Genomic DNA, 15,772 nt, shown 5'->3' on the forward strand with positions numbered 1-15,772 from the left:
TTGAAACCGCAGCGGTGGTTGACAGCTCACTTGTCACGCGTTGTTAATCAAGCAGCTGAATCCAGCAGGCTGTTGCCCCTTCCAATAACAATTCTGGAGCTTCAGATGTCAGCCACTCCCATTACCGCAGTGAATACTTCAATCGGCTTCACTGAACTTGTGACTCTGCTCAAGGCTATTTTTACCCGTCATGGGGCCTCGCATGAGGTTGCCAGCGTACTGGCCGACAACTGCGCCCGCGCCGAGCAGGATGGGGCTCATAGCCATGGGGTGTTTCGCATACCGGGCTATGTCTCGACCCTGGACAGCGGCTGGGTCAATGGCCAGGCGGTGCCGCTGGTCGAGGATGTTGCCTCGGGCTTCGTGCGGGTAGACGCCGCCAATGGGTTTGCCCAACCGGCCTTGGCTGCCGCCCGCCCATTATTGGTGGCAAAAGCCCGCAGCGCCGGGATCGCCGTACTCGCGATTCGTAACTCTCATCACTTTGCCGCCCTGTGGCCGGATGTCGAACCGTTTGCCGAAGAAGGCCTGGTCGCCCTGAGTGTGGTCAATAGCATGACCTGCGTGGTGCCCCACGGTGCGGATCGGCCCTTGTTCGGTACCAATCCCATCGCGTTTGCCGCCCCACGCGCAGATGGGCCGCCGATTGTGTTTGACCTGGCCACCAGCGCCATCGCCCATGGCGATGTGCAGATCGCCGCGGGCAAGGGCGAACGGGTGCCCCCGGGCACCGGTGTCGACAGCCTGGGCCAGCCGACCCAGGACCCCAGGGCGATCCTCGAAGGCGGTGCGTTGTTGCCGTTTGGCGGGCACAAGGGCTCGGCGTTGTCGATGATGGTCGAGCTGCTGGCGGGGGCCTTGACCGGGGGGAATTTTTCGTTTGAATTCGACTGGTCCAACCACCCCGGCGCCAAGACGCCCTGGACCGGCCAGTTGCTGATCGTGATCGACCCGAGCAAAACCGCCGGGCAAGACTTCGCCCAACGCAGCCAGGAACTAGTGCGGCAGATGCATGCGGCGGGGTTGCGGCGTCTGCCGGGCGATCGGCGTCATCGCGCACGGGACAAGGCCGCGCTGGAAGGAATTGTGTTGGATGGGGATGAGCTGGCGCGGTTGCGCGCGTTGGCGCAAGGCTGATGGCGGGCGCGGGCTGAGCCGCGCCAGCCGTGTTATCGATCAGTTGCGACGGCCCAGCAGCAGGCCCACTACCAGGCCGAAGCCTGCGGAAATCGCCACGGTCTGCCAAGGGTGGCCACCGATATAGGTTTCGGTGGCATCCACCACCGGCTTGCTGCGCTCGCGCACGCTGGATACCGAGTCCAGGGCCTGCTTGAGCTTTATCGCGACCTGTTCGCGCAGGGTTTCACCTTCTTCTCCCACCAGCGACGCGCTGCTCTTGAGCAGTTTGTCGGATTCTTCGATCAGGGCCTGGAGTTCGCTGAACGCCTGGTCCTTGATTTGCTCTTCGACAGCTTGGGCGGCGGTTTTACGGGCCATTGAGTAGCTCCTTGCGGGGTAAGTGGGCAGTGAACAATGGAGTCTTGCAGCACGGCAAAAGTTGCAGTTTTTTTTCGTGGGTTACTGAGTCTATGCAAAATCCGAATTCGGACCTTTCCACCTACAGTGTAAGATGTCACCTATTTGTGCAGCAGGTAATTCCACATGAGCTTCAATCTGGCCAACAAGCCCTTAGCCGAGCGTGCGGCGCTTGAAGATGAAAAGTCCCGTCTGTATGACTTGTGGCAAAGCAACCTGGGCAAGGCCAAGGGCGAGGGCGCGCGGCTGTTTGGCGAGCGCGCCAAGCGCAAGGGCAAATGGGCCGAATGGGTGCGTTCGGAACTGGACGGTATGTCGCCACCGGAATTTGCCAACATGGTACGCAGCGAAGTCAACCGCCTGATGGCCGCCAAGTAGGCCTGGCTGGCCGGTGCCTACAGCTGTTGTTTGAGCCACTCTTCGCGGGTGATTTCCCAGATGTTCTTGGGGAACGCCCCCTCCACGAACTGTCCTTCTTGCGTGCGGATCAAGCGCATCCCGGTTTTTTCGCTAAGCCTGCGTGAGCCCAGGTTCGGCGCCGCCTTGGGCACCCGCAGCACGGGTCGCCCAAGCACCTTGAACCAATACGCGGTCACTGCCGCGCTGGCTTCGCTCATCAACCCCTGGCCCTGCCATTGCGGCCCGAGCCAGAAGCCACGGTTGTTGTCTTGCTCATCCATCAGGCTCACGTTGCCGATCAACCGTTCGGGCGTCTCGCGCAGGCGGATCGACCAATGCCACTCGCGCCCCTGGGCCATGGCAGGCAAAGCCACCTGTTCCAGGTAACTGCGCGCACCGTCGGCCGGGTAGGGCCAGGGCACCAGGGCATTGAGGTAGCGCACCACTTCCCAGTGGGGAAACTGCTGCTGTATGCCCTCGGCATCGTCCAGGGTCAGCGGCTGCAGGATCAGGCGTTCGGTGTACAGGGTAGGCAAGGTGTCCATGCTATTTACCAAGTCACGGTGTTGGGCAGGTCCAGGGTACCGCGATCGACAAAACGCATCGTGCCAAACAACCCGCCTGCCAGCTTGCCGCGCAGTACATAGGGCAGGTTGTTCAAACTCTGGGTCTGGCTCAGGCCCAGGGTCTGGCGCAATACCGAAAACGCTGAAACGCTGACCGGGACGGTCAGAACCGTCTCGGAGAAGCGCGGGATGGATCCCTGTTGATCAGCGACCCCAGCCGCCAGCGGCCGGCCATTGACCTCCAGGTCCAGGGCCACGCCGTTGTAGTCGATGGCCGTGTCGTTGGGGTTCTGCACCCGCAGCTTGATTGCAAAGCGCACTTCCAGGTCCTGGCTTTGCAGCGGCTCGATGCCCACCACATTGATATGCAGCGGGTCACGGTTGGGGAACAAGGCGCAGGCGCTCAGGCTGAGCAATATCAAAGACAGGGTCAGGCCGATCAATCTGCGCATAAGGGTTCCTATTTGGTCGGTTCCGGGTCCTGCATCACTTTGAGGGTAGAGGCTTCCGGGTCAAATTCATCTTCTTCCAGCTCTATGAACTCTTCAGGCAGGAAAATGTTCAGCAGGATCGCACAGAACGCACCCACGGTAATCGGCGACTCGAAGATGTTATGCAAGGCCTTGGGCAGTTCGCGCAGCACTTCCGGCACCGCCGCCACGCCCAGGCCCATACCCAGGGAAATCGCCACGATCAGCACATTGCGCCGATGCAGCCCGGCCTCGGCAAGGATCTTGATCCCGGCCACCGCCACCGTACCGAACATGATCAGGGTCGCGCCGCCAAGCACCGGCTTGGGCATCAGTTGCAGCACCGCGCCAATCATCGGGAACAGGCCCAGCAACACCAGCAGGCCGGCAATGAAATACGCCACATAGCGGCTGGCCACGCCGGTCAACTGGATCACCCCGTTGTTCTGCGCGAAGGTCACCATCGGCAGGCTGTTGAAGGTGGCGGCCATCACCGAGTTCAGGCCGTCCGCAAGCAGGCCGGACTTGATGCGTTTGATATACAGCGGGCCCTTGACCGGTTGCTGGGAAATCATCGAGTTGGCGGTCAGGTCACCGGCCGCTTCCAGGGGCGAAATCAGGAAGATCACCGCCACCGGGATAAACGCCACCCAGTCGAACGAGAACCCGTACTTGAACGGCACCGGCACGCTGATCAGCGGCACCTGGGGCAATGCGGCCAAGTCAACGCGCCCCAGCCACCAGGCCACCACAAACCCCAATGTCAGGCCGATGACAATCGAGCCCAGGCGCAGGAACGGGTTATTGAAGCGGTTGAGCACCACGATGGTCAGCAGCACCAGGGCCGCGAGCCCCATATTGCCCGCTGCGCCCAGGTCTGCGGCACCGTAGCCGCCTGCCATGTCGGTCACGGCGACCTTGATCAGCGACAGGCCCATCAAGGTGATGATGGTGCCGGTCACCACCGGGGTGATCAGCTTGCGCAATTTGCCGATGAACTGGCTGAGCACCACTTCGATAAATGCGGCGAAGAAGCAGATGCCGAAGATCGTCGAGAGAATCTCCTCGGTGCCGCCGCCCCGGGCCTTGACCATGAAGCCGGCACTGAGGATCACGCTGATAAAGGAAAAGCTGGTGCCTTGCAGGCACAGCAAGCCCGAACCCACCGGGCCGAAGCGTCGCGCCTGGACAAAGGTGCCCAGGCCGGAGACGAACAGCGCCATGCTGACCAGGTAGGGCACTTCGCTTTCCAGGCCCAGTACGCCGCCGACGATCAGGGTCGGGGTAATGATCCCGACGAAGCTGGCGAGCACATGCTGCAGGGCGGCAAAAATCGCCGCCGTGAAGTGCGGACGGTCTTCCAGACCATAGATCAGGTCCGATTTATAACGGGGGCGGGGGGCTTGAGCGTCAGACAAGATACGTGCTCGGGTCAGAAAATGGAGGCGCAGGATGCCAGAAAGCGCCCACTGTCAAAAGTGTGAAAATATATTTCTCCGGTTTGTGCAAAAAGCCTCAAGCCGGCCGATACCTCTTATAGGCCCACACAACCCTTATAACAGTGGCGCCGAACAGTCATCTCGGTGCGTTGACGCTAAGTGACCGTGTCGCGGCAAGGACGCTCGCAGCCATCCCTCTTTGAGAGCTTTCCTATGTCCCTCCGTAATTTGAATATCGCACCTCGGGCGTTTCTCGGTTTTGCGTTTATTGCGTTGCTTGTGATTGTTCTGGGGGTGTTTGCCGTCAACCGCATGACCCTGATTCGCCAGGCCGCGCTGGACATGGGCGCCAACCAGCTGCCGAGTGTCGGCTACCTGGCCAATATGACCGAGAGCGTATTACGCCTGCGCATTCTGTCGTTCCGGGTGCTGGTCAACCGCGAGCCTGGCGCCCTGCAAGATGCCCAGGCGCGCATTGATGTCCTGGTCGACAAGGCCCGCCAAGCCCAGGCGGGTTACGCCGCGATGCCGGCCGGCGCCGAAGAAGCGGCGCTTTACAAGACTTTTGCAGTAACGTTGGACAACTACCTTAAAGCCCAGGCTGAAATGCTGACATTGTCCCAGCAGAACAAGGTCGAGGAGATGCGAGCCCTGATCAACAGCCGGATCAAGGACGGCACCGATCAGATGGGTGAACAGCTCAACAAGTTGATTGCGATCAACGCTGCCGATGCCAAGCAGGCCGGGGACGACGCCGGGCGCAGCTACCGCGATGCGATCAGCGGGATAATCGTGGTGTCGGTGGTCGCGGCACTGATGACCGTATTGCTCGCCTGGCTGCTGACCCGCAGCATTGTCACGCCCTTGCGCAAGGCCGTGGCAGCCGCAGAGACCATCTCCAGCGGCGACCTGAGCAAGGTTATTGAGGATGATGGCCAGGATGAGCCTGCGCGGCTGATCAGTGCCCTGGCGACCATGCAGGGCAACCTGCGCCAGACCATCCAGCATATCGCCGGCTCGGCGACACAATTGGCGTCCGCCGCCGAAGAGCTGAGCGCGGTGACTGAGGAAGCCTCCAAGGGCTTGCAGCAACAGAACAATGAAATCGACCAGGCCGCCACCGCCGTCAATGAAATGACCGCTGCCGTGGAAGAAGTGGCGCGTAATGCGGTGTCCACCTCCGAGGCCTCGACCCAGTCCAACCAGGCCGCACGGGAAGGGCGCGACCGCGTGGTGGAAACCGTGGGCGCGATCCAGACCATGACCCAGGACGTGCAGAACACCTCGGTGTTGATCGAAGGCCTGGCGACCCAGGGCCGCGATATCGGCAAGGTGCTGGATGTTATTCGGGCGATTGCCGAACAAACCAACCTGCTAGCCCTCAACGCCGCCATCGAAGCCGCACGCGCCGGTGAAGCCGGGCGCGGGTTTGCCGTGGTGGCCGATGAAGTGCGCGCCCTGGCCCACCGCACCCAGCAGTCGACCCAGGAGATCGAAAAAATGGTCGCCGGCATCCAGAACGGTACGGGTGAGGCGGTGCAGTCCATGCAACAGAGCAACCAGCGCACCCAAAGCACCCTGGAAATGGCCCGCGCGGCGGGTGTGGCACTGGAGCAGATCACCCAGTCCATCAGCCTGATCAACGAGCGCAACCTGGTGATCGCCAGCGCGTCCGAAGAGCAGGCCCAAGTGTCCCGCGAAGTGGACCGCAACCTGGTGAACATCCGCGACCTGGCCACCCAATCGGCGGCCGGCGCCCACCAGACCAGCGCCGCCAGTCACGAACTGTCGCGCCTGGCAGTGGATTTGAATGCGATGGTGGCGCGGTTTGTTATCTAAGCAGGGAAGGCTTGGGTGCCTGGCATACCGCTATCGCAGGCAAGCCAGCTCCTACACTTGATTGGTGGTGTGGCCCAGACTTTTGCCCCGATGAAGATCCCCTGTAGGAGCGGGCTTGCCCGCGATGGCGGTGGCTCAGCCACTGTTTGTGGTGGCTGGCATACCGCTATCGCAGGCAAGCCAGCTCCTACACTTGATTGGTGGTGTGGCCCAGACTTCTGTCCCGATGAAGATCCCCTGTAGGAGCGGGCTTGCCCGCGATGGCGGTGGTTCAGCCACTGTTTGCGGTGGCTGGCATACCGCTATCGCAGGCAAGCCAGCTCCTACACTTGATTGGTGGTGTGGCCCAGACTTTTGCCCCGATGAAGATCCCCTGTAGGAGCGGGCTTGCCCGCGATGGCGGTGGCTCAGCCACTGTTTGCGGTGGCTGGCATACCGCTATCGCAGGCAAGCCAGCTCCTACACTTGATTGGTGGTGTGGCCCAGACTTCTGTCCCGATGAAGATCCCCTGTAGGAGCGGGCTTGCCCGCGATGGCGGTGGCTGGCACACGCCATTTGGTCGAGCTGTCAGGCTTTCCATACGCCGGGATTGACCAGGTTTTTCGGTCGTTCTCCCGCCAGTGCCGCCAGCAGATTATCCACGGCACACCGCGCCATCGCTTCCCGCGTTTCATGGGTGGCAGAGCCGATGTGCGGCGTCGCCACCACATTGTTCAAGCGCAGTAGCGGCGAGTCATGGTTCAACGGTTCACGCTCGAACACATCCAGCCCCGCCGCGCGGATCGTACGCTGTTGCAGCGCTTCTACCAGCGCCGCCTCGTCCACCACCTTGCCCCGGGAGATGTTGATAAAGATCGTCTCCGGGCCCATGAGCGCGAATTCCCTGGCGCCAATCAGCCCCTGGGTCTCGGCGGTCAACGGCAAGGTCAGGCATACAAAGTCGGCTTGCTGCAACAGGTCGGGCAAGCTGCGGTATTGCGCGCCGAAGCGCTGTTCCACCGCAGGCTTGGGGGAGTGGCTGTGATAGATCACCGGCATGCCAAAGCCAAAATGCCCGCGCTGTGCCAGAGCTTCACCAATGCGCCCCATGCCAATGATGCCCAGGGTCTTGCCGTGTACATCGCTGCCAAAGTGCAACGGGCCGATGTTCTGGTTCCAGTTGCCGGCGCGCACCATGTTGGCCAGCTCCACCACGCGCCGGGCGGTGGCGAGGATCAGGGCAAAGCCGGTGTCGGCGGTGGTTTCGGTGAGTACATCCGGGGTGTTGCTGAGCAAAATGCCGCGTTGGGTCAGGTAGTCGATGTCGTAGTTATCGACGCCCACCGAAACACTGGCCACTGCCTCCAGGCGCGGCGCCAGGTCCAGCAGTTGCGCATCCAGGCGCAAGCTGGCGCCCAGTAGGCCGTGGGCGGTGGGCAATGCCTCACGCAGTTGCGCCAGGCCCGTGGCGTCGAGGCTTTCGATCAGGGTCACGGTGGCCGCCTCGTGCAGGCGGGCCATCAGCGGCGCGGAGAGTTTTTTGTACAGCACGACATGTTTTTTCATCAGGTTCTTACCTTCAAATCCAAGGAGTGCAACGGTGCTGCCGGGGACGGCTCACGGGCACCGGTCTTGAGAAAAATCGTCAGTACCACCGACAGCAGCAACGCGCCGCTCATCAGCAGGTAGGACGCACCGGGCGAGCCGGTGCTGCTGTTGAGATAGCCCACCAGGTACGAACCGCCAAACGAACCCAGCGCGCCCATGCTGTTGATCAGCGCCATGGCGCCCCCGGCAACGTTGGCCGGGAGGATTTCCGGGACGATCGCAAAAAACGGCCCGTAGGGCGCATACATGCAGGCGCCAGCAATCACCAGCAGGGTGTAGGACCACCAGAAATGCTCGGCCCCCAGCAGGTAGGAGCCATAAAACGCCACGGAAGCGATCAGCAGCGGTGGCCACACGAAACGTTTACGCTTTTGCAGCTTGTCCGAGCCCCAGGACACCACGAGCATGCCAATCACCGCCGCCAGGTACGGCAACGCCGAAAGCCAGCCGGCTTCGACCATGTCCATCTGCAAGCCGGCCTTGAGGATCGACGGCAGCCACAGCACAAAGCCGTACACGCCGATGCTCCAGCAAAAGAACTGCAGCGCGAGGATGATCACCTGTGGCGAGCGGAACGCTTCGGCGTAGTTTTTCACCGCCTTGAGCCCAACCTGCTCGGCGGCCAGGGCGGTTTCCAGGTCGTGCTTCTCGCCGGCGTTCAGCCACTTGGCATCGGCTGGGCGCTCATCGGCCAGGCGCCACCAGATAAAGGCCCAGAACACCGCCGGCAGGCCTTCGATGATAAACATCCAGCGCCAGCTGTAATGCTGCACCAGGTAGCCGGACACCACCGACATCCACAGCATGGTCACCGGGTTGCCGAGGATCAGGAAGGTATTGGCCCGCGAGCGTTCGGCACGGGTGAACCAATGGCACAGGTACACCAGCATCGCCGGCATCACGGCGGCCTCGACCACCCCGAGCAGGAAGCGGATGGCAATCAGCATGTAGGCGTTGGACACGATGCCGGTCAGCGTGGCCAGGCCGCCCCAGAGGATCAGGCTGACAAAAATCAGCTTCTTGACGCTGCGCCGTTGGGCATAGATCGCCCCCGGCACCTGGAAGAAGAAGTAGCCGAGGAAGAACAGCGCGCCGAGCAGCGAGGACATGCCCGGGGTGATCATCAGGTCTTCGGCCATCCCGGAGGCGGCGGCGAAGCCATAGTTGGCGCGGTCCAGGTACGCCAGGCTGTAGGTGATGAACACGATGGGCATGATGTACCACCAGCGGCGGGTGGCGAGTTTGGTCGTCATGGGTTTGCTCCTGAGCTTGTTGTAGTTGTGGCAACAGGTAACGGGTTTAGCGCCGGGGGTCAGCCGGCCTTTTGCAGGGCTGGCAGGTCGGCGCGCATGGGCAGGCCTTCCATATCGCCGCGACTCTGTACGGCGCGGCTGCCGATCCAGTTGGCGCGCTGCACCGCCTGGGCAAAGCTGAGGTTTTCGAGGAGGGCGCTGATCATGCCCACGGCAAAACCATCACCGGCGCCCACCGTGTCCACCACCTTGGCCACCGGCACCGCGGCGACAAACCCTTGGTCCAGATGGCTACGGTAGTAGGCGCCGTGGGGCCCGAGCTTGATCGCCACCGCTTCCACACCCTGGTCGAGGTAGAAGGCGGCAATATCCGCCGGGTCTTCGAAGCCTGTCAGCAGGCGACCTTCGCTCAGCCCCGGCAACACCCAGTGGGCCAGGCAGGCCAGGGCGTTGATTTCGCGGATCATTTTCTGCTCGCTGGGCCAAAGTGACGGGCGCAGGTTAGGGTCGAACGACACACTGCGGCCTGCCGCGCGCATCTGGTTCATCAACTCGCGCGACAGCTCGGCGGTAGCGTCCGACAATGCTGGCGGAATCCCGGTGGCGTGCAGGTGCCGTGCTTTTAGCAACTGTGGAGTGATCACGGCGCTGGACAGGTGACTGGCCGCCGAGCCACGACGGAAATACTCGACCTTGGGATCGTCGCCGCGCTCTTCCCGCGACTTGAGCTGAAAGCCGGTGGGGTGTGCCGGATCGACCGCTACATGCCGGCAATCCAGGCCTTCGCGTTCTAGGGTATCGACCACAAAGCGGCCCAATGAATCATCCCCCACACGGCTCAGCCAAGCCACATTGAAGCCCAGGCGCGACAAGCCGATCGCCACATTGCTGTCGGCGCCGGCAATGCGTTTTTCAAAGTGACCGACCTGGGCCAGGTCACCGGTTTGTTCGGCGACGAACATCGCCATGGTCTCGCCGAACGAGAGGATATCGATCTCAGACATGGGCATTCTCCACACGCGGTTGGCCAAGGTGGGTGAGGGCGGCGACTTGCACGGTGGTGACCGCCACCAGGTCTGCGCCTTGCAGCGGGAATTCCACCGCGCGGCTGATACCTTGGGGCATCAGTTGCAGCAATTGTTCCCACAGATGCAGGTCGGCGGTGCCCGGCGGCAACGCCACCAGCTTGCCGTCGGCGCGACGCTCTACGGCCTTGCAGTGCAGGTAGTCGACATGGCGGCCCAGCAGGCGCGCAGCGGTGCGCGCCGATTGGTCCTGCCAGTGCCAGTTGCCGATATCGAAGGTCATTTTCACCGGTACCGCCAGGCGCTCAGCTTCATCGAAGAAACGTTGCAGCGGCTCGATGCGCCCGCCGTGCAGGGTCTGGTCGTTTTCCACCAGCAAGCGCACCGGGTGGCGGTTGAGCAAGGCGCTGAGGCTGTGCAGGTCGTTGGTGTCGGTGAAGTAACCGAGGGACACCTTCAACCAGCGCGCACCGAACGCCTGGGCGCGGTCGAGGGTGGCGGCCAGCTCGGCGTTGGCTTGCGCCCGCCCGGCAACCCACAGTTCCAGGGGCGAGGAAAATACACACTCCAGGCCTTGCGCTGCGGCGGCTTGCGCCAGTTCAGCGGGCTGTTCGGTGGTCAGCAGTTCTTCACGCCATTCAATGCGCGTGGCGCCGGCGGCGGTCAGCAGGTCGACAAAACTCAGTTGGCCGCGCTGGCGGACCAGGTCGGCGCCGTAGCTGGAAAGGCTGATGGAAACGGGGTATCTGTGCATTGTTATTGATCTCTGAAACCGGTTTCATTTGAAGATAAAAAATGCTCGTGCAGGCGGTTATGCCTACACGGGTTGGGTTGAGCCTCGGACGATCAGTTGCGGGGCAAAATCCACGGAACGGGTCGGCGCGGTATCGCCGCGCAAGCGCTTGAGCAAGCACTCAAAAGCACTGGCGCCAATGGCTTCGGTCGGCTGGGCCAGGGCGGTGATGCCGCTGCCCACCAGCGGGTACCATTCCAGATCATCCAGGGCGAGCAAGCCCACGTCCTCGAACAATCGGCAACCCAGTTCGCGCAGGGCTTTGGTACAGGCCAGCGCGGCAATGCCGTTGGCACAGAACAACGCTTTGGGCCCGGCTTGGCCTGCGCCAAGAAACGTCTGCAAGCGGTGGGGCAGGTCGCGGTCTATTTCCAATACGGCGCCGCGCATTTTTTTGCGACGGCGGATCTGGGCCTGGAAACTCTCCATACGCTCAACCCGCGAACTGGTGCCATCGGCCGCCTCGCTGACCAGCAAGATATCCCGGTAGCCCTGGTGTTCCAGGTGGTCCAGCGCCATGCCCACGGCCAGTGGGTTGTCCAGGCCTACCAGGTCGCTGTGCAGGGCGTCGACCTTGCGGTCCACCAGCACCAGGGGCATTTCCCGTTGCAGTTCCAGCAGTTGTTCGAGGTGATGGCCCAGGGTGTTCACGATCAAGCCTTCGATGTTATAGGCGCGCAGGGCTGCCAGGTGCTGGCGCTCCTGCTCATCATCGCGGTCGGTGTTGCACACCACCAGGCTGTAGCCGTGCTGGCGGCAGGCGGTTTCCACGCCATGCATCACGGCAATCGAATAGGGGTTGCGGATATCGGCCACCAGCATGCCGATCAGGCGCGTGCGCCCACGTTTCAGGCCTCGGGCCATCTGGTTGGGGCGGTAGCCCAAGTCATCAATAGCCTGCTCGATGCGCAGGGCGATGGCGTCGGAGAGTAGGGCGCGGTCATCGCCGATAAAACGCGACACGCTGGCTTTGGAGACGCCGGCGCGTTCGGCTACATCAAGCATGGTCACGCGGCTGCGTTGGGCGGCGGAGAATGAAGTCACGGCGGGGCCTTTCTTATTAGTGTGAGGTGGCAGTGCGCTGGGCATTGAAACCGGTTTCAGAAAACACCAGCCAGCCCCTTTCGTCAAGAAAATCTTTGCTGGAACACTGCCAAAACCGGCTGCGTGAAACCGACGAGCGGCGAGCCGACCTGTTAGTTCTGACAGTATCCGCAGCACTGCTGGAGGTGTTCAATTATCCCAACTGAGCCGCAAGCGCCGTGATCCATCGACGCCCTGGCGCGTGTCTAGGTGATGGGAGGTTTTGATGAGCACCCACAATGCTGGCCAATCCAATGGCCCAGGCGGCATCCTGTTGATTGAAGCGCCTATCGTCGTCGACGCGCTGCCTGATGGGTTGCTGCCGGCACAGTTTTATTTCGCTGATCTGCAGCTTGAGATTCCGACGCCCTGGGCGTTTTTACCCGGTCCGGGCAGAGATCAGTATCTGGTGTTCGAGTGGAACGTTCGCGGTGCCCGGCCCTTGGATACGCCGCCGATTTTGCTGCCTAACCCGATGACGCCTGCCGACTTTCCCTACGCCCTGCAGATACCTCAGGCATTCCTGCTCAACAGTGCAATTGTTGATCTGCGGTTTCGCATCCATAACCGCACGCCGAACAGCCCCAGCGTTGATGCCTCCGAGGTTGTGACCATCAGGATCGACCGCGATGCGCCCGGTGGGGGGGCGTTGCTGCCACCGGCCATTTTTCCCATCGATCCGATCACCGAGGCCTACCTGATTGCCAACCCCCAGGTGCCCATGGAAATCCCCCAGGGCTATCTGGATCGTGAGGTGGGTGATCAGGTGCTGATGTATTTTTCAGATATGAACACCTTGCCAACCGGCGCGCCTACCCTGGTTTCAGCGCCGCTGACCAGCGCCACCGGCCGTATATTCGTGGATGTGCCCAGCACCGTGTTCCGCAGTTTCCCGGGGGCGCTCTGGATCTTCTGCTTCTATCGCCTGAAGGATCGCGCAGGCAACGTCAATCCGCTGTTTTCACAGGTGGCGCAAGTGGGCCTGCAAACCGGCCAGCCGCCATCCAGGTACCCTCGGCCCAGTTTCCCGCAGTCGGAGTCGCATCCAAACCGTTTCCTGACCTGCAGCACCCAACCGCCGATCTGGTTGGGAGTCGAGGTGTATGTCGCCCCTCACGCCGACATACACGCTGGCGACCTGATCACGCTGCGGTTCCAGGGGTATGGCAAGTACCCGGATGTCAATCCGGACCCCAATATCGTGGAAACCCTCACGCATTATTGGGATGGGGTCGCCGATGCGGCGGGCTATACCTTCTGGATTCTGGATGTCGAGCGCGTGATTCGGCCCCTGAAAAAAAACGCCGGCGGCGAGGCCAGTTACACGGTGTCCAGGGGCGGCGTGGTGATCGGCCGTTCTTCTTCGCGCTATGTGGAGTTCGACCGCGTGGTGCCCACCTCACCGCCACCGCCCACGCCTATTTATTGCTGGATTGACGGCAATGGCCCCGAGGACTGAACACCCTACACGTTTGCTTTAACAACAGATGGGTAATTCGAAAGGTGGTTTGTTTGGCCGCGTGTTTTACGTGCTGGAGAGAGTGTTGCTGCGATTTCAGTCACCAGGCAATCACTCAAGTATCGGGCGATGGCGGCTTGGCCACCTAATGAGTGTTTGTTCGACGCCTACATTAAGTACTAAGGAGAGACTGATATGAGCAGCAACCCTGACGTCACCATTACACCAGCGCCGTTCGTTATTGATGCCCCCACGATTGCAGAAGCATTGGATGATGCATCCGGGCTCATCCCGGTAGCCGTTGCACGGGCGGGTATAACCCTTCAACTGCGAACCGGGCTGATTTCATTGCGCACCGACTGGCTGAGTGTCGAAATTCGCAGAACCACAGATACGGTGCCCAGTTGGACCACCTTCGTGCCCCCCTTCCAGATCAACTTGAACCCCGTGCCGGCAATAATCGATAGATTTGTTCCTGCTCCGGCTCCCGAGTTTGAGTTCGCCCATGGCTTTTATGAACTCAAAGTCACGCAATACCGTAATGCCGGTGGTGTACCGGGTCCTGCGATGGATGAGTCCAACCCCGCCGCATTCCGGGTTGACCTCATTGCGCCCTACGCCGTAGCGGCGTCCCGTGAACAGCCGACCGCTCCAGTGTTAGTCAATGCCCCGCCGGGTACGGTTATCAACAATGCTTTCCTGATCAACCAGGGCGGCGTGGAGGTGCGTATCCTGGCAAACAGTTTCGGGCCGCAGCCCGGACGGTTTGAACCGGGGGACGAAATTGACGTGTACTACGGCCCGGTCATGGACCCTCGACCCGAGTATTTGGTCAGTGGTCCAGGTGTGCCTATGCTGCCGCCACCTGCGTCGAGCACTTTTTTCCTGCCAGCCAGCCTGATCACCTTGAGTGGGCTCTATTACTTTTTCTACACCATCAGGGACCGGGCAGGGAACGTCAGTCGCCCGTCGTTCAATGAGTTTCGTACGGTTTCGTTGTTGGCCGATCCCGTGCCATTGGCGCCGTTCCTGCCACTTGCGCCTGCCCCTCGTAACGGCAGCACTGATGACCTGCTCAGCATTGCGGACTATGTGCAAGGGATCGATCTGCATATTGAGCAGTATGTTAATTTCGTGACCGGGCTGGACAAGTTCGAGACGCAATGGGAAGCCGAGCCCTTTGGCCCGCAAACTACCGAACTCACTGGTTTCCCGGTGGTGTTCAATAATATGAATGACGCAATCAAGGCCGCCTATACCGCGACTCTGGGCCCGCAGACGGTAAATGTGCGTTACCGGATCGAGCGCAACGGTGTGTTCTTCATCTCGCCAGATAAAACCCTGCAGCTCGATTTGTCGGTCGAAGGGCCGGTCCTGCCGGGCACGCTGGAGCCAGGCGATGTGAACCCTGGGCTGAACCCGCCGCAAGTGTTTGGTGCCAACTCCAACGAGTTGAACACCTTGCGCATCGGGGATGCGAACCTGCCTGTCACTATTGTGATCCCCCTTTGGACCATTGCGGCGTTGCCTCATGCAGCTAATGAGTTTTACCTGTATTGGGGCACCTCCAGAGAGCGTGTCGGGCCGTTCCCTTTAAGCACTACAGTTCCCGGCGCCGACGCAACGTTTACCATTCCCTGGGACGTAGTGGCGCGCCACGGCAACAATATGCAACCGGTCAGCTACTCTGTGATTGGCCCCGGCACCACCAATGAAAACCCATCGCCCGTGACCATGGTCAATGTGATCGATGCCGTGACGGTGGAGCTGGCACCTGCAAGGTATCAGCGCCTCGTATTTGGTGAGTGGAACTGTCAGTCGCTGGTACCAATCCAGGCTGGCTCGCCACCGGTACTGGCTGCCACTGTGTTGATCCCGGGCGATGCAAGACTGGTAGTGGGCAATACCGTGGATGTTACGATCACCATTACCAGCGAACGCCCAGGGCATCCGTCAGGGCCATTTACACTGACTATTACAACCCCGCCCTTGACCGCTGCCGAGGTGGCCAACGGTATTGAGGTAAATATCATCTACCGTCCGTTCCTGGCTCAAGTGGCGTTTGGGCCGTGCGAGGTCACCTACACCACGGGCGTGGCAGGTGGGGGACTCGGTCGCGGCGAACTGGCCGAGGTATACACGGTATTCTCCAACCCTGACTCATTCTGTGATGGCGTACCGGCTAGCCTGGGAACCACTCTGATAAGTCAATAAACCGCTGCAAGCACAAAAGGGAAGCCTGGCTTCCCTTTTGTGCGTCTGCAAGCCTTGGATTGGCGCGTTTAGACGGTTCCGTCTGCCGGGGGCGCCACTTTCCATGCA

14 protein-coding genes are annotated in these 15,772 nt (G+C 61.2%); 5 read left to right on the top strand and 9 right to left on the bottom strand.

Annotated features, from left to right (window positions below):
- Nucleotides 1–105: 105 nt before the first annotated feature.
- Nucleotides 106–1,137, top strand: coding sequence for an Ldh family oxidoreductase (locus tag HBO19_RS08505; RefSeq protein WP_170057278.1), 1,032 nt, complete (start codon nt 106–108; stop codon nt 1,135–1,137).
- A gap of 39 nt (nt 1,138–1,176) precedes the next feature.
- Here the strand turns inward: HBO19_RS08505 and HBO19_RS08510 are convergent, their stop codons facing one another.
- Nucleotides 1,177–1,497 carry a DUF883 family protein gene (locus HBO19_RS08510; protein ID WP_169951888.1) on the bottom strand — a complete coding sequence of 107 codons (321 nt, stop codon included), beginning with the start codon at nt 1,495–1,497 and terminating at the stop codon, nt 1,177–1,179.
- Nucleotides 1,498–1,662: 165 nt separating this feature from the next.
- On the opposite strand from HBO19_RS08510, the gene HBO19_RS08515 reads away from it, so the two are divergent.
- A complete protein-coding gene (locus HBO19_RS08515; RefSeq protein ID WP_038441493.1) occupies nt 1,663–1,914 on the top strand; it encodes a hypothetical protein in 252 nt (83 codons plus the stop codon).
- A 17-nt stretch (nt 1,915–1,931) separates the two neighbouring features.
- Here HBO19_RS08515 and HBO19_RS08520 read toward each other — a convergent pair whose 3' ends face one another.
- Genes HBO19_RS08520 through HBO19_RS08530 form a run of 3 tightly spaced genes read right to left on the bottom strand, consistent with a single transcriptional unit; the run spans nt 1,932 to nt 4,389 of the window.
- Nucleotides 1,932–2,480, bottom strand: coding sequence for a GNAT family N-acetyltransferase (locus HBO19_RS08520; RefSeq protein WP_170057279.1), 549 nt, complete (start codon nt 2,478–2,480; stop codon nt 1,932–1,934).
- Nucleotides 2,481–2,485: 5 nt separating this feature from the next.
- On the bottom strand, nt 2,486–2,953 hold the full coding sequence (locus HBO19_RS08525) for an LEA type 2 family protein (protein WP_170041338.1): 468 nt from the start codon (nt 2,951–2,953) through the stop codon (nt 2,486–2,488).
- A gap of 8 nt (nt 2,954–2,961) precedes the next feature.
- On the bottom strand, nt 2,962–4,389 hold the full coding sequence (locus tag HBO19_RS08530) for a nucleobase:cation symporter-2 family protein (RefSeq protein ID WP_169951882.1): 1,428 nt from the start codon (nt 4,387–4,389) through the stop codon (nt 2,962–2,964).
- Nucleotides 4,390–4,623: 234 nt separating this feature from the next.
- Between HBO19_RS08530 and HBO19_RS08535 the strand changes: the two genes are divergently transcribed.
- Nucleotides 4,624–6,249: a methyl-accepting chemotaxis protein gene (locus HBO19_RS08535; protein WP_169951880.1), complete on the top strand. Its 1,626-nt coding sequence runs from the start codon at nt 4,624–4,626 to the stop codon at nt 6,247–6,249.
- A 568-nt stretch (nt 6,250–6,817) separates the two neighbouring features.
- Here HBO19_RS08535 and HBO19_RS08540 read toward each other — a convergent pair.
- From HBO19_RS08540 to HBO19_RS08560, 5 genes are all read right to left on the bottom strand, one after another.
- Entirely contained in the window at nt 6,818–7,795 is a 978-nt protein-coding gene (locus tag HBO19_RS08540) for a D-glycerate dehydrogenase (RefSeq protein ID WP_170041341.1), read from the bottom strand.
- Nucleotides 7,795–9,090: an MFS transporter gene (locus tag HBO19_RS08545; protein ID WP_169951876.1), complete on the bottom strand. Its 1,296-nt coding sequence runs from the start codon at nt 9,088–9,090 to the stop codon at nt 7,795–7,797. The genes HBO19_RS08540 and HBO19_RS08545 overlap by 1 nt, the downstream gene beginning before the upstream one ends.
- Before the next feature lie 59 nt (nt 9,091–9,149).
- Nucleotides 9,150–10,094: a sugar kinase gene (locus tag HBO19_RS08550; RefSeq protein ID WP_170057280.1), complete on the bottom strand. Its 945-nt coding sequence runs from the start codon at nt 10,092–10,094 to the stop codon at nt 9,150–9,152.
- On the bottom strand, nt 10,087–10,869 hold the full coding sequence (locus HBO19_RS08555; protein WP_170057281.1) for a TIM barrel protein: 783 nt from the start codon (nt 10,867–10,869) through the stop codon (nt 10,087–10,089). The genes HBO19_RS08550 and HBO19_RS08555 overlap by 8 nt, the downstream gene beginning before the upstream one ends.
- Nucleotides 10,870–10,932: 63 nt before the next feature.
- A complete protein-coding gene (locus HBO19_RS08560; protein ID WP_170057282.1) occupies nt 10,933–11,952 on the bottom strand; it encodes a LacI family DNA-binding transcriptional regulator in 1,020 nt (339 codons plus the stop codon).
- A 265-nt stretch (nt 11,953–12,217) separates the two neighbouring features.
- Between HBO19_RS08560 and HBO19_RS08565 the strand changes: the two genes are divergently transcribed.
- Complete coding sequence (locus tag HBO19_RS08565) at nt 12,218–13,450, top strand: hypothetical protein (protein WP_170057283.1); 1,233 nt, start codon at nt 12,218–12,220, stop codon at nt 13,448–13,450.
- A 195-nt stretch (nt 13,451–13,645) separates the two neighbouring features.
- Complete coding sequence (locus tag HBO19_RS08570; protein WP_170057284.1) at nt 13,646–15,664, top strand: hypothetical protein; 2,019 nt, start codon at nt 13,646–13,648, stop codon at nt 15,662–15,664.
- Nucleotides 15,665–15,772: the final 108 nt, after the last annotated feature.

Source organism: Pseudomonas sp. WS 5021 (assembly GCF_012985535.1).
GTDB lineage: Bacteria > Pseudomonadota > Gammaproteobacteria > Pseudomonadales > Pseudomonadaceae > Aquipseudomonas.

Bases quoted from the DNA above. Each gene is read 5' to 3' on its own strand.
- HBO19_RS08520 (WP_170057279.1), bottom strand. From the start codon at position 2,480: ATGGACACCTTGCCTACCCTGTACACCGAACGCCTGATCCTGCAGCCG.
- HBO19_RS08510 (WP_169951888.1), bottom strand. From the start codon at position 1,497: ATGGCCCGTAAAACCGCCGCCCAAGCTGTCGAAGAGCAAATCAAGGAC.
- HBO19_RS08545 (WP_169951876.1), bottom strand. From the start codon at position 9,090: ATGACGACCAAACTCGCCACCCGCCGCTGGTGGTACATCATGCCCATC.
- HBO19_RS08570 (WP_170057284.1), top strand. From the start codon at position 13,646: ATGAGCAGCAACCCTGACGTCACCATTACACCAGCGCCGTTCGTTATT.
- HBO19_RS08505 (WP_170057278.1), top strand. From the start codon at position 106: ATGTCAGCCACTCCCATTACCGCAGTGAATACTTCAATCGGCTTCACT.
- HBO19_RS08515 (WP_038441493.1), top strand. From the start codon at position 1,663: ATGAGCTTCAATCTGGCCAACAAGCCCTTAGCCGAGCGTGCGGCGCTT.
- HBO19_RS08555 (WP_170057281.1), bottom strand. From the start codon at position 10,869: ATGCACAGATACCCCGTTTCCATCAGCCTTTCCAGCTACGGCGCCGAC.
- HBO19_RS08540 (WP_170041341.1), bottom strand. From the start codon at position 7,795: ATGAAAAAACATGTCGTGCTGTACAAAAAACTCTCCGCGCCGCTGATG.
- HBO19_RS08550 (WP_170057280.1), bottom strand. From the start codon at position 10,094: ATGTCTGAGATCGATATCCTCTCGTTCGGCGAGACCATGGCGATGTTC.
- HBO19_RS08535 (WP_169951880.1), top strand. From the start codon at position 4,624: ATGTCCCTCCGTAATTTGAATATCGCACCTCGGGCGTTTCTCGGTTTT.
- HBO19_RS08525 (WP_170041338.1), bottom strand. From the start codon at position 2,953: ATGCGCAGATTGATCGGCCTGACCCTGTCTTTGATATTGCTCAGCCTG.
- HBO19_RS08565 (WP_170057283.1), top strand. From the start codon at position 12,218: ATGAGCACCCACAATGCTGGCCAATCCAATGGCCCAGGCGGCATCCTG.